The sequence below is a fragment of the Flavonifractor sp. An306 genome (genome assembly GCF_002159455.1).
Lineage (GTDB): Bacteria > Bacillota > Clostridia > Oscillospirales > Oscillospiraceae > Flavonifractor.
Window position 1 is genome coordinate 1 of record NZ_NFIQ01000093.1, and the last position, 11,850, is coordinate 11,850.

General features: G+C 58.9%; 12 protein-coding genes. 4 read left to right on the forward strand and 8 right to left on the reverse strand.

The window, feature by feature from the left end:
- Window positions 1-93: 93 nt before the first annotated feature.
- Window positions 94-462 carry a hypothetical protein gene (locus B5F88_RS21600; RefSeq protein WP_242959853.1) on the reverse strand — a complete coding sequence of 123 codons (369 nt, stop codon included), beginning with the start codon at window positions 460-462 and terminating at the stop codon, window positions 94-96.
- A 153-nt stretch (window positions 463-615) separates the two neighbouring features.
- Window positions 616-1,302 (reverse strand): DUF3991 and toprim domain-containing protein, encoded by a 687-nt coding sequence (locus B5F88_RS16955; protein ID WP_242959854.1) that lies wholly within the window; start codon window positions 1,300-1,302, stop codon window positions 616-618.
- A gap of 324 nt (window positions 1,303-1,626) precedes the next feature.
- Here B5F88_RS16955 and B5F88_RS16960 point away from each other — a divergent pair, with 324 nt between their 5' ends.
- Window positions 1,627-1,902: a DUF1016 N-terminal domain-containing protein gene (locus B5F88_RS16960; RefSeq protein WP_087348451.1), complete on the forward strand. Its 276-nt coding sequence runs from the start codon at window positions 1,627-1,629 to the stop codon at window positions 1,900-1,902.
- A gap of 581 nt (window positions 1,903-2,483) precedes the next feature.
- Here the strand turns inward: B5F88_RS16960 and speB are convergent.
- The 4 genes from speB to B5F88_RS16980 all read right to left on the reverse strand — a co-directional run bounded on the left by speB (window position 2,484) and on the right by B5F88_RS16980 (window position 7,588).
- Complete coding sequence (speB, locus tag B5F88_RS16965; protein ID WP_087348437.1) at window positions 2,484-3,407, reverse strand: agmatinase; 924 nt, start codon at window positions 3,405-3,407, stop codon at window positions 2,484-2,486.
- 2 nt (window positions 3,408-3,409) lie between these two features.
- Entirely contained in the window at window positions 3,410-4,588 is a 1,179-nt protein-coding gene (locus tag B5F88_RS16970; RefSeq protein ID WP_087348439.1) for a M20 family metallopeptidase, read from the reverse strand.
- Between the two features lie 19 nt (window positions 4,589-4,607).
- On the reverse strand, window positions 4,608-6,008 hold the full coding sequence (locus tag B5F88_RS16975) for an AbgT family transporter (protein WP_242959855.1): 1,401 nt from the start codon (window positions 6,006-6,008) through the stop codon (window positions 4,608-4,610).
- Window positions 6,009-6,223: 215 nt separating this feature from the next.
- Window positions 6,224-7,588 carry a sigma 54-interacting transcriptional regulator gene (locus tag B5F88_RS16980; protein WP_087348441.1) on the reverse strand — a complete coding sequence of 455 codons (1,365 nt, stop codon included), beginning with the start codon at window positions 7,586-7,588 and terminating at the stop codon, window positions 6,224-6,226.
- A 985-nt stretch (window positions 7,589-8,573) separates the two neighbouring features.
- On the opposite strand from B5F88_RS16980, the gene B5F88_RS16985 reads away from it, so the two are divergent.
- Window positions 8,574-8,852, forward strand: coding sequence for a DUF6809 family protein (locus B5F88_RS16985; RefSeq protein WP_087348443.1), 279 nt, complete (start codon window positions 8,574-8,576; stop codon window positions 8,850-8,852).
- Window positions 8,849-10,006 (forward strand): site-specific integrase, encoded by a 1,158-nt coding sequence (locus B5F88_RS16990; protein WP_087348445.1) that lies wholly within the window; start codon window positions 8,849-8,851, stop codon window positions 10,004-10,006. The genes B5F88_RS16985 and B5F88_RS16990 overlap by 4 nt, the downstream gene beginning before the upstream one ends.
- A gap of 299 nt (window positions 10,007-10,305) precedes the next feature.
- On the opposite strand, the gene B5F88_RS16995 is transcribed toward B5F88_RS16990, so the two are convergent.
- The gene (locus B5F88_RS16995; RefSeq protein ID WP_087348447.1) at window positions 10,306-10,536 is read right to left on the reverse strand and encodes a hypothetical protein; all 231 of its coding nucleotides are present in this window, start codon (window positions 10,534-10,536) and stop codon (window positions 10,306-10,308) included.
- 2 nt (window positions 10,537-10,538) lie between these two features.
- The gene (locus tag B5F88_RS17000; protein ID WP_087348449.1) at window positions 10,539-11,063 is read right to left on the reverse strand and encodes a hypothetical protein; all 525 of its coding nucleotides are present in this window, start codon (window positions 11,061-11,063) and stop codon (window positions 10,539-10,541) included.
- 449 nt (window positions 11,064-11,512) lie between these two features.
- Between B5F88_RS17000 and B5F88_RS17005 the strand changes: the two genes are divergently transcribed.
- Window positions 11,513-11,782, forward strand: a complete 270-nt coding sequence (locus B5F88_RS17005; RefSeq protein ID WP_242959856.1) for a DUF4368 domain-containing protein — start codon at window positions 11,513-11,515, stop codon at window positions 11,780-11,782.
- Window positions 11,783-11,850 lie beyond the last annotated feature (68 nt).

Below are 11,850 nucleotides of genomic sequence, written 5' to 3' on the forward strand. Positions count from 1 at the left end.
ACCAGATACGACATGCTGGACACCTCCTTCTTGGCCTTCGTTCACCTTGCCGCCATTGCAATTCTGTTGACTTAGAACAAGTCTCCTGATTTTTCAAACAAGCCCTAGGGCCCGGATCCCACCGTGCTTCCACAGCTTCTTCGGGATGGGCGGATGGACTGTCTTCCCAAGCAAACGGAACTCCAGCGGAGCCGGGAGCTTTCCCACACAGCCCAGCACCAACCCCTGTGCGTCCGGGAGCTGCTCCCCCTTCCGCCACAGCGCGGGCTGGAAGGGCACGGAACGGAAGGTCTTCTTCACCTCCGCCGGTGTGGCCCAGCGGGCGGTACCGTGCTGGCCGTCGCCCACGTCCTTGCTCTTGATGCTGTCCAGGCTGCCCCGGCTGGAGAAGGCGGCGATGGCCGCCAGGGCTCCGAATACTGCTGCCAACAGGAGAATCAGCGTCCAGGTATCGTTATTCACGTGTATATCTCCCTCTTTCTGGTCATTCTCTGTGTTTGATCTATCTTCCAGTGTGACCTTCTTTGGTGGACCAGGGTGAACCGGGGCCCGGTCCAGCGGCAGGGCGCACCACCCCCTTGGCGGGCATGGTACGATTTCGGCACGGGGATGGGGCTACATGCTCTGCCCCATAGTCATGGCAGGGCCAGCCATGGTCTGCCCCTGCACCAGATCGTCGTTCCAGTCCTTATGCACAGGGAGCAGGATGCCACTGTGGTATCCTGCTCCCTGTAACTCTTCCTGGAGGCGCTTGGCTGCCGTCTGTCCGGGCTCGTCGTGATCCAGGCAGAGCACCACATCCCGGAGGCGGGTGTTCTGCTCCAGTATCCAATGTATGGCCTGGCCGCCGGTGCCGCACAGGGCCACATAGCTGTGCTCCTGCCAGCCCTCTGGGTACAGCGTGAGGAAGCTCAGCAGATCAATCGGGGCCTCAAACACATAGAGCAGGCCGTCCTGTCCCACGTGGTGGAAGCTGTACTGGGGCCTGCTACCCTCCACGTTGACCTTGAAGGATTTGCCCTGGCTGTTGGTGCTCCGCTTATGGGCGTGGCGGGGAACACCCTGCTCATCCATGCCCACAAAGACACAGTTGTGGTATTGGGCGTCCTCATACAGCAGGCCAGCCCGAGCAAAGTGGGTGACCACCTCCCGGCTGATGTGCCGCTGCTTCATCAGATAGGCATACACTCGGCGCATATCGGTGTGGGGCGGCGGCAGGGCGAAGGGCTTGGGCGGCTCCTCCCGCTTTGGCTCTGCGGCGGGATATGCCTCCCCCAACTCCTTTCCCAGCAGGAGCTCCATGGCCTCCTGGTAGCTTGTTCCGTAAAAGTGCTGGACGAAGCTGACCGCGTGGCCGCCCCGCCGGGCAATATGGTCGTACCATTCGCTGCCCCGGACAGTAATATGATGGATCCTGGCCAGCCGGGACTCCCGCCCAGCGCGGAGCAGCTTCTCCCCCCGCCGCCGCAGGAACTCCTCCAGATCAACGGAGTTGGCCTGCTCCTTCTGTTCAGAGGTAAAGTGGATATAGGTTCCCGTAAGAAATCACCTCGGTTTTGGTTGCTGTCTTTCCCTGGATTGTGTAAAATAAGGGAAACAGAATTTGACTGTGCCAGGAGGCTGCCCATGAACAATCAGGATGAAGTTTTAGCCATCAGCCCAGAGCAGACCTACCACGCCATCCGCAGTTCCATCGTAACTGCCCAGCATACCCTAACCATGGCAGTTAACTCCGCCATGGTGACCGCCTACTGGGAGATTGGGGAGCAAATCTACAAAGCGTGTGGAGAAAATGACCGGGCAGAGTATGGAACCAAGCTGCTGGAGTATCTCTCCGCCCATTTAACGGCGGAGTTTGGGAAGGGCTATATCTTGTCGGATATCTTTTTGAAAAAGGCTTGAATTTGAGAGGCGAGTTGAATTAAAGTTGAATTTCTCGACACGCCTCATTTTTGAAAATGGCAGAAAAGTAATAAAAAACACCTGATTTCCGAAAAAATCAGGTGTTTTTTCTGGTTGCGGGGGAAGGATTTGAACCTTCGACCTCCGGGTTATGAGCTGCTGTCGGCGGTTCAATCCGTTGGGTTCAGGCGCTTTTTGGCACTTTTTACTCCGGAAATCTGCCAATTCCCGGAGGTCATATGTTCTCTGCTCCGCACGAATTTTTCCTGTTCTGGGTCAGATTCTGGGTCAAAGTTTTGCCAGCCTCAGATTTTGCGTTGCAATAAACAAGAGAGTGACCCGCTTCAGAAGAAGAAACTTCACCACTGGCAGAAGGTAATTTGTTGCCGCTGATTCCATTGCAGAAAGCAACCATTTGCCCAATCAATGCAACAAAGGGCAAAAAAGAGAGGCCCGGCAGAATTCTATTCTGCCGGGCCTCTGGCTGAAGGGGGAGAATTATGGATCTTCAGCCGCAGGCAACAGTTGCCTTTAAGCCTTTTTAGGCTCTAATGGCTGCCCTATTGGGAAGGGCACCTCTGTCAGGGGTTCAGGTTCTTAAAGTAGTGATGCGCCCAGCACTCGGTAACGATCTTCCGGGCGGCAAACAGGGCGGCCAGGGAGGGATCCAGCTTGGGGGCCACCTCCACCACGTCCATGCCAATGATGTTGAGGCCGTCAAAGAGTCCCTTCAGCAGATCCAGCAGCTGCCGGGCGGTGAGGCCGCCGAACTGCGGGGTGCCGGTGCCGGCGGCGTAGGCGGGATCCAGGCAGTCGATATCCAGGGTGATGTAGACCTTGGAGAAGCGTTTCATGTGGCCCACCACCTGCTCCAGCACCGCCGGAACGCCCTGGTGGTCGATCTCCGCGGCGGAGAGTACGTTGACCTTGTTGCTGTGGTAGAAGTCCAGCTCATCGGACTCGATGGAGCGGATGCCCAGGAAGTAGAGGTGGTCGCTGTCCCCCACGTGGGACAGCTCCGTGGCCCGCCGCTCGGTGGAGCCGTGGGAGAGGGTGTCGCCGTGCATCTCGTGGCAGAGGTCGAAGTGGGCGTCGATGTGGATGATGCCGAAATCCTCGTCCACCGCCCGGTTGATGCCCCGGTGGACGGGGATGGTCACCGAGTGGTCGCCGCCGATCATGGTGAAGAACTTGCCCGCCTTCACGGCCTGGAAGGCCAGCTCCTCCGCCTCGGCGAACATCTCGTCCCGGTCTTTTCCGACGCAGTCCCCCAGATCCTTCACCTTCAGGGGGGAGATGTCCCGGAAGTCCTCGGTGGTGGGAGAGATGGTGTGGGTGATCTTCCGCAGCTCCTGGGGCGCCTCGCAGGTGCCGGAGCGGAAGCTGACGCCCCCGTCATAGGGGATGCCGAATACCGCAATGTCCACATCCTCCAGGGAGAGCTCCGGATGGTTCAGGCCCGCCCAGATGGTGGGATCCTCCGTAACAGAATTATGCAGCAGCATGGTCAAACTCCTTTCTCGTTCTGCTCCCGGATGCCACGGTCGAAGTCCGCACGGACGGCGGCCAGAAGCTCGGGCTTTGTCAGCAGGTCATAACCCACGCCCGCCAGGCCGCAGACGCCCAGCCGGGTGGCCTCCCGACCGCTCTCGGTGACCGTCTGGGCGGCGAACTCCTCGGTGTGCAGATCCAGGCCCTTGCAGCTGTGGATGCCGATCATGCCGTGGAGGGTGGGCACCCGGAAGCTCACGTTGCCCGCGTCGGTGGACAGGCGGTTGCCCTCCTCTACCACAACAGGCTCCCCCAGGGCGGTCATGTTCTCCTCAAAGGCCTGGAGCAGAGGCTCATTGAGCAGCAGGGTCTGAGTGGGGCAGAGATACTGGGTGATTTTCAGCTCCGCCCCCACGCTGTCCGCCGCCCCCTGGGCACAGCGGGTGACCCGCTCTACGGCCCGGCGGGTTTTCCGCTCCTCATCGCAGCGGATGTAGTAACGCAGCGAGGCATAGTCGGGGATGATGTTGGGCAGGGTTCCGCCGTTGTTGATGATGCCGTAGATGTTGGCGTCCAGGTACTGCTTGGCCTGGCTGATATTGAGATAGGCGGTGACGGCCGCATCCAGGGCGTTGATGCAGTCGCTGCCCGGCCCGGCCTCGTTGGCGTGGCACTTCTTGCCGAAGAACTCGTACTGCACCGGATAGATGCCGATGCTGCCCATCCGGCCGCAGGTCTTTTGATAGGGGTGGAGCATGAGGGCGGCGTCCAGCTCGTCAAAAGCGCCCTCGTCGGTGAGTTGCACCTTGGTGCAGGTGATCTCCTCGTCGGGAGTGCCGTACACGACGAGGGTGCCGCCGTGGACATCCACGGCCTGGCACAGGGCGGCGGCCGCTCCGGCAGAGATGACGCCGATCAGGTCGTGGCCGCAGCCGTGGCCCACCTCGGGCAGGGCGTCATACTCGCACAGAAAGCCCAGCACCGGCTTTCCGGAGCCGTACACCGCCCGGAAGGCGGTGGGCAGGCCGTGGAAGTTCTCCTCCACGCTAAAGCCCTGCCTGGTCAGCCACTCCCGGAGCAGGCGGGAGGAATTGATCTCCTCCAGCCCCGGCTCGGGATTTTCGTACATCTCCCGGGACATGGCCCAGAGCTCGGGGAGGAAGCCCTCCACCGTCTTTTGGATTGCCTCTTTCACGCAGATACCTTCTTTCTCATCACATGGGCCCGAGCTGGATGGCGTTGGCAATCAGCACCAGCACCGCGCCGGCCGCGAACTGGAGCCCCAGTAGGGGCAGGAACCACTTGGCCCACTTGCCGTAGGGGATTTTGGCCATGGCCAGGGCCGCCATGAATGTACCGGCTGTGGGCACCAGGTTGTTGGACAGACCGTTGCCGATCTGGAAGATGATACAGGTGGTCTGCCGGGTAATGCCGGCCATGTCGCCCATGGGGAGGAGAATGGGCAGGGAAGTGGCCGCCTGCCCGCTGGCCGAGGGAATGAGCAGGTTGAGGAAGTTCTGGAACACGTACATGCCCAGCACGGTCAGGGCAGTGGGCAGAGAGGTGAGCAGGCCGGAAGCACCGTACAGGATGGTGTGGAGGATGTTGCCCTCCTCCAGCACGATCAGCACGCCGCGGGCAAAGCCCACCGCCAGGGCACCGGTGGCGAAGTCGGCCACGCCCCGGCCGAAGAGGACGCCGAAGCCGTTGAGGCCCACCCGGCCCACAAAGCCCACGATGATGCCCATGCCCAGGAAGAGGCCGGAGATCTCGTTGATGTACCAGCCCCATTTGAGCACGCCCACGATGAGCAGGGCGAAGGTGGCACCCATGACCAGCAGCACCACCTTGCGGGTGCCGGTCAGCTCGGGCAGGTCGTTCAGATCCACCTTCTCCTCCCGCTGGCGATCGAATTCGTACATCAGGCTGCGGGTGGGGTCGGCCTTGATGCGCCGGGCATAAAGAGATACATAGACCGCCGCGATGGTGAGCATCACCACCAGGATGATGAGGCGGTACCACATGCCTGAGTAGAGGGGCAGGCCGGCGATGCTCTGGGACACGCCCACGTTGGCTGGCTGGACAAAGGAGCCCGCGTAGCCGCTGGAGCTGCCCACAATCGCCACCGCCAGGCCGGTGATGGAATCGTAGCCCATGGCGATGCAGATGGGCACCAGGAAGGGGATGAACACCAGGCACTCCTCAAACATGCCGAAAGAGCCGGCGGCGAAGCCCACCACAAAGATCATGATGGGGATGAGCAGCCCCTGCCGTTTGGAGGTCTTTTTGATGATACGGCCGATGCCTGCCTCAATGGCCTTGGTCTCTGCCACCACGCCAAAGGCGCCGCCGATGACGAAGATGAAAGCCGCGATGTTGGCCGTCTCGATGATGCCCTCCTGTACGGACATGAGCGCCTTCATGGGGGTCACCGGAGTCTGCTCCACCCGGTGATAGCTGCCGTCCACAAAGACCTCCACGTCGTTGTCATCTACGTAGGTGTCGTACTGACCTGCCGGAACGATATAGGTCAGGATCGTACACACGGCGATGATGAGCAGGATCAGTGTGAACATGTGGGGGAAGGTGATGCCCCGTTTCTTTTTTTCTGCCATCTTTTACCCTCTCCTAACTTCAGATAGTTGGTTCAAGTAAAACCACTGCCCCTATTTTAGCAAACCGGATGCCAGCACGGAGGGGTTTTCGAATTTAGTTAGGAAAGGCTGCATTTTCAGGCATTTCCCGGTTGGGATACGCCGATGAGGCTGGCTGTACACGGAAAAAGGCAAGAAATTTTGCGCAAAATCGCAAAATTTCTTGCCTTTCGCAGTCAGGTATTCAGATGATATTTCATCATCTTGTATTGGAGCGCCTGGCGGGTCAGCTTCAGCTTCTCCGCCGCCTCTGTAATGGTGCGGCTGTGTTCCAGCGTGCGGACAATCAGCCCTTTCTCATAGCGGCGCACCGCCTCCTGCAGGCCCATGCCGTCCGGCAGGGCCTCCTCCGCCGGTTCCGCCGCCTTTTCCTCCTCGTGGTAAAAGATGTACCGCGGGATGTCGCTGAGCTGGATCACAGAGCCGGTGCACAGGTTAAAGGCCGACTCCACCGCGTTTCGCAGCTCCCGCACGTTGCCGGGCCAGTCGTAGGCCAGCAGGGCGTTGCGCACCAGCTCGCTGACCCCTGTGATCGTCCGCTCCATTTTCCGGTTGTACCGCTCCACATAGAAGTCGGTAAGCAGCGGGATATCCTCCGGCCGCTTCCGCAGGGGCGGCAGGGCCAGCTGCACCACCCCCAGCCGGTAAAACAGATCCCGCCGGAGCAGTCCGTCCCGCACGGCGGTGATAGGATCCACGTTCATGGCGGAGACGATGCGCACATCGCTGTGCACATCCTGCTCTCCGCCCACGGGCCTGAACTTCTTCTCCTCAATGGCCTTCAATATCTTGGCCTGGAGGGAGAGATCCATGGAGTTGACCTCGTCCAGAAAGAGGGTGCCCCCGTCGGCCTGCTTGAGCAGGCCCTTCCGGTTTTCCGCGCCGGTATAGCTCCCCCGGGTGGTGCCGAACAGCGTGCTCTCCAGCAGGGTGGTGGGAATGGCCGCGCAGTTCTGGGAGATGAAGGGGCCCTTGGATCTGGTGCTGTGGCTGTGGAGGGCCTGGGCAAAGAGCTCCTTGCCCGTGCCGGTCTCCCCCCAGATCAGCACCGGAGAGGGGTTGGCGGCCACCCGCTGCACGGTGTCCTTCAGGGCCAGCATCTCCGGATTCCGGGTGATGATGTCCTCCAGGCGGAACAGGCCCGTGTGGGGATTGGTCAGCCAGTGGTTCTTCCCGTCCAACTGGGAGTCCTTGTGATAGAACACCGAGGTCTCCATGGTGCCGATCAGCTCCCCGCCGTCCTCCAGAGGGAAGGTGGAACTGACCAGCATGATCCGCCGGCCGTAGAAGTCCGTCAGCTCCTGCTTTTCATTGAGCACCGGCTTGCCCGTCCGCATCACCCGGAAGTGGCTGGAGGTCTCCTCGGTCAGCTCCGGGTATGCCTCCAGGATGCTTTTCCCGATAAAGCCCTCGTCAATCATGCCATTTTCCCGCTCTGAAAACATAGCGGAATATTCAATTATTCCATGACGATCTGCAATCAGAATGGCGTCCACGCCGTCGTGCAGCCTGGCCATGTAATTGAGCCATTTTCCGATCATGTGCTGCTCACCTCACCGCTACCCCATGCCGCCGCTTTCCGTACCAGACGTGTCCAGAATAGATTCCTCCGCGCTGGCGGTCCTCCATTGTTTCCTGATCAATATACCATAAAAGCCGCGATTGGACAATTCTCTGGGCACTACAAGCTAGTCAGGCGGGCAGGGGACTTGGGAATAGAGTAATCTCCGAAGCCAGATCATTTACCCACGTGTGGGGCAAGCAGAGCATTTGGCTTGCCGCAAGCGGCCGCCAAACGCCTTTTGCGGGCAGAAGCCCGCACCCATTTTGCACCGTGAGCATCCGGCGTACTCAAGCACGAGGCGGACAGGCAGGAGAAAACCGCTGTCGCGACCGTGTGCACCCTGTGTGCCGGTTTCGGGGCGGAGGCGGGGTAGCTCCACCGGAACGGGCATTTCGGCGGTGTTGGGCCGTGTGTGGGGCGGTGGCTGTCTGGGACAGTCATGACGCGGGAATCTCGGGCATCTAAGGCATCCAATTCCAGAGGAAGAACGCCTCCAGGGAGCCTCGTTTGGGGTCCTTTGGGGGCGTTCGATTTTAGTACTAGGATAAAGGACCGACGTCGGTAAACCGCCGCAGGTCCGGTCACAACGCCCCGCAGTGCGGGGCGTGCCAAGGGGTTGCGAGATTTCGGCTCAGGCCAAGCTTAGGTGGTCGCTGAAGGCGGAGTTCGAAGTTTTAGGTGGTCGGTAGTTTTGAGAAATCCAGTGTTTTCAGCTGGTTCCGGCCTTTTTGAGCGCCGCTGTGGGGATGCGTAGGACAGTCGCGTTGATTCCCGCAAGGGTAAGCAAAATTTGCGCCGCAAAACAAAGAGGAAAAGCCCTTACCGTCGGCACAAATGCGATGCCGTTGACAAAAAGATACTTCAGTCAGCAAAATGATAAGGATCTGTTAACTCTGCAGGATTGGGGTGGCTATTTCCTGCCCTCTGCGGTATTGTGTGTTGCTGCGAAGGAGGAAAAAGCCATGCGGAAAACACTAGAGGATTTGTACTACGGCGAAATCCGGCCCCACGACCTGGAGATCGATGTGGACTCCGAGCTGGGAAAAGCCATGAGCCGGGCGGAGCGGTGTGAGGAAGAGCTCACTGCCCTGCTGGAGGGGGAAGCCGAGACCCTTCTGTTGCGGCTGATCGATGCGGACAACGAAATCAGCAACACCCTGGCCCTGGAGCACTTCGTACAAGGCTTCCGGCTGGGGATGAGGCTGGCCGTGGAGGGCCTGGAGGAGGTGGATGAAGAATGAGCAAGCGCCGGGCCAATGGGGAGGGAAACCTCCGCAAGCGCAAGGACGGCCGATGGGAGGGGCGGTACACCGCCGGCCGCGATCCGGAGACGGGCAGGGCCATCTACAAGAACGTCCTGGGCAAGACCCAGGGGGAGGCCAAGGCAAAGCTGAAACAAGCAATCGAGGAAGCGAAGGGGCTGGATGCGGCCAAGGTTGGCCGGTACTCCGTAGGCCAGTGGATGGAGGTGTGGTTTGAGCACTACGCCAAGGCGAAGGTACGGCCATCCTCTCACCAGACCTACCGTGGGTACATCGACAACCACATCAAGACCAATATCGGCGAAATCCCGCTGGAAAAGCTCACTTCTCTGGAATTGCAGAAGCTCTACAAAAAGCTGCTGGAGGGAGGAAGAGTGGAGCGGATTGAGAGCAGAAAGCAGGCCAAGGGGCTGAGCGCCAAAACGGTGCGGAACATCCATCAGATCATTTCCTCTGCGATGAACTTAGCCAAAGAGCAGAGACTAATCACCGCCAACCCGGCGGATGGCTGCGCCCTGCCCAGGCTGGAGCACCGGGAGATGCAGACCCTGCCGGTGGAACAGCTCCAGTCCTTCCTGAGAGAGGCCAAGGACAGCGGTGTGTTTGAGCTCTACTACCTGGAGCTGGCCACCGGGCTCCGACGGGGAGAACTTCTCGGCCTGAAATGGGAGGACATTGATTTGGAGCGGGGCGACCTCCGGGTTCGGCGGCAGATCGCCCGGATCAACGGGGAAGTGGTGGAGGCACCCCTGAAAACGAAGAACGCCTACCGCACCCTGCCGCTGGCAGAGGATACGATAGACGTTCTGGAAGCACAGAGGAAGAAAGCAGGAGACAGCCCCTGGGTATTCCCAAGCCCTACGGGCGGGCCGATTTCCCCGGACAGCGTGCTGCACATGCTCCACCGGGTGCTGAAACGGGCGGGGCTGCCTAGGGTTAGGTTCCATGATCTGCGCCACACCTTTGCCACCCTGGCCCTGCAGAACGGGGTGGACGTAAAAACGGTGTCCGGGATGCTGGGGCACTTCAGCGCGGGGTTCACCCTGGACACCTACGCCCACGTGACCACGGCCTCCCAGCGCCAGGCGGCAAAAACCATGGGCAGTATCCTCTCCGGCAGTCTCCGGCCCTGACCGCTCCGAGATCCCGTATGGGTCACGGTTTGGGTCAGACGAAAACGGCAAAAATGATCAGCCTGAAAAAGTGATGAAAACAAAAGGAAACCCGTCAGAATCCACGGATTCTGACGGGTTTATGGTTGCGGGGGAAGGATTTGAACCTTCGACCTCCGGGTTATGAGCTGCGGATCGGGGGTGCTTTCCGCTCCGTTGAGCGCTTTTGTACCCTTTCCGCTGGGGATAAAGATGCTGTTGGCCACTGTCTGTTCCATTGGTTCCGTTCAGTCCGGAACCCGTATGGGTCACGGTTTGGGTCAAGCGGAAACGGTCTCATCGAAGAAGCCTCGCACTGGCTGGGATTGAAGCTCCTGCCTGGCCATCTCCCGCTCATAGTTGAACCGGGTAATTTCCTCGATAAAGGCCCTTTGTGAGGGAGTGGCTGTCGGCCAGGAGACGCTGAATTTTTTGCACATGGAAAAGAAAATCTGATACCACAGACGGTCTTCCTCGCTTTCATGGGTGAAATACCACTTGGCATCTTCCATACTTAGCCCTCCTCCAAATAGTCTGTGAAAATTCTTTGCGCGGCCTCATCACAAATCAGATATCTGGGCGCGACTCCGGCGCTACGACCCGGCAGGCGAACCGCACCGAAATCCTGCTCATAGTGCTGTGCTAACTCCGGTGTTTTGGCATCCAGGGTTACATCACCGTTAAATCCGGCATCTACTGACAGCTTGATGCCATAGACTACCAGTGCCCGCCCAATCCCACGATACTTTGGTGTTTCCACCAGCGTCAGATTGCTCTCGGCCTGACTTTCCATGTAGACGATATGAACCCCCATATTCCCATCCCGAACTTCGTAGGCACCCAGCGCCACCAATTCCCCTTCTGGTGTTTTGAGAGCATACAGGTCAAAGGTGCTGCCGATGATATAGTCGCTGGTCCAGTCAGTTTGCCACTGAGGCTCTAACTGCGTGACCGTTAAATCCTGCCTGGAAGCTTTTGTAGCAGCTACAAAGATTTTCGTGCGCTCTGTGTTCCAAACATAAAGCCTGAATTTTGCCACACAGTTCACCTCATTTCCTATTAACAGTATACCATGCCGGTAACTTTTCTACAACACAATCCTGTGGTGGCAGAGAGTAAGCGTGTCAAACACGAAACACTTTCTTGGTTACAACGTTCCGCTCCCTGGAAGTGGAACGGGAGCGATTTTACCCACCCATAGGTGGGGCAAGCAGAGCATTTGGCTTGTCGCAGGCGCTTTTTTGCGGGCAGAAGCCCGAACCCACGTTTGTTCCTGCTGGCGGCCATATAGTAGCGGAAGGGCATAGTAAAAATTAATATGCTAAACAAAGAATAAGACGAGGATCAAGGGCAGCAGTAGTTTCCGCCGTGGAGCCGCCTGTGAGCCGCTGTGTGCCCTGTACTAGGATGGGGGAGGGTAACCGGAACTGGCGGGGGTTATAACGCTGTTTGGGGCTGCCTTGGGGCGTTCGATTTTAGTACTAGGATATGTTCATCTCCCTGGTCCGCAAATACACCCGCGCCCGCAAGCTGACGCCCCGGATGCTCAACGAGCTCATCGAGAAGATCGAAGTGTTCAATGCCGAGAAGATCGACGGGGTGTGGGAGCAGCGGCTCCGTATCCACTATAACTGCGTAGGGGTCATTGAGATCCCGGAGCTGATCCCGTTGCCCGCCCCGGAGGTGTCAGTAAACACAAGAAAAGGCGTAGTCGTCAAGATAAGGTACAATAATTTTCGCAAATTGAAAAAAGGATGAGAAGAGACATGGTTTGCAGAACTCTGGTAGAATGAAGTCGCGACACACCATTCTGAAAGGAGACAGCA

What these genes read in the sequence shown, in the direction of transcription:
- B5F88_RS16955 (WP_242959854.1), bottom strand. Translation starts at nt 1,302, where the DNA reads ATGGAGCTCCTGCTGGGAAAGGAGTTGGGGGAGGCATATCCCGCCGCA.
- B5F88_RS16960 (WP_087348451.1), top strand. Translation starts at nt 1,627, where the DNA reads ATGAACAATCAGGATGAAGTTTTAGCCATCAGCCCAGAGCAGACCTAC.
- speB (WP_087348437.1), bottom strand. Translation starts at nt 3,407, where the DNA reads ATGCTGCTGCATAATTCTGTTACGGAGGATCCCACCATCTGGGCGGGC.
- B5F88_RS16975 (WP_242959855.1), bottom strand. Translation starts at nt 6,008, where the DNA reads ATGGCAGAAAAAAAGAAACGGGGCATCACCTTCCCCCACATGTTCACA.
- B5F88_RS16980 (WP_087348441.1), bottom strand. Translation starts at nt 7,588, where the DNA reads ATGATCGGAAAATGGCTCAATTACATGGCCAGGCTGCACGACGGCGTG.
- B5F88_RS16985 (WP_087348443.1), top strand. Translation starts at nt 8,574, where the DNA reads ATGCGGAAAACACTAGAGGATTTGTACTACGGCGAAATCCGGCCCCAC.
- B5F88_RS16990 (WP_087348445.1), top strand. Translation starts at nt 8,849, where the DNA reads ATGAGCAAGCGCCGGGCCAATGGGGAGGGAAACCTCCGCAAGCGCAAG.
- B5F88_RS16995 (WP_087348447.1), bottom strand. Translation starts at nt 10,536, where the DNA reads ATGGAAGATGCCAAGTGGTATTTCACCCATGAAAGCGAGGAAGACCGT.
- B5F88_RS17005 (WP_242959856.1), top strand. Translation starts at nt 11,513, where the DNA reads ATGTTCATCTCCCTGGTCCGCAAATACACCCGCGCCCGCAAGCTGACG.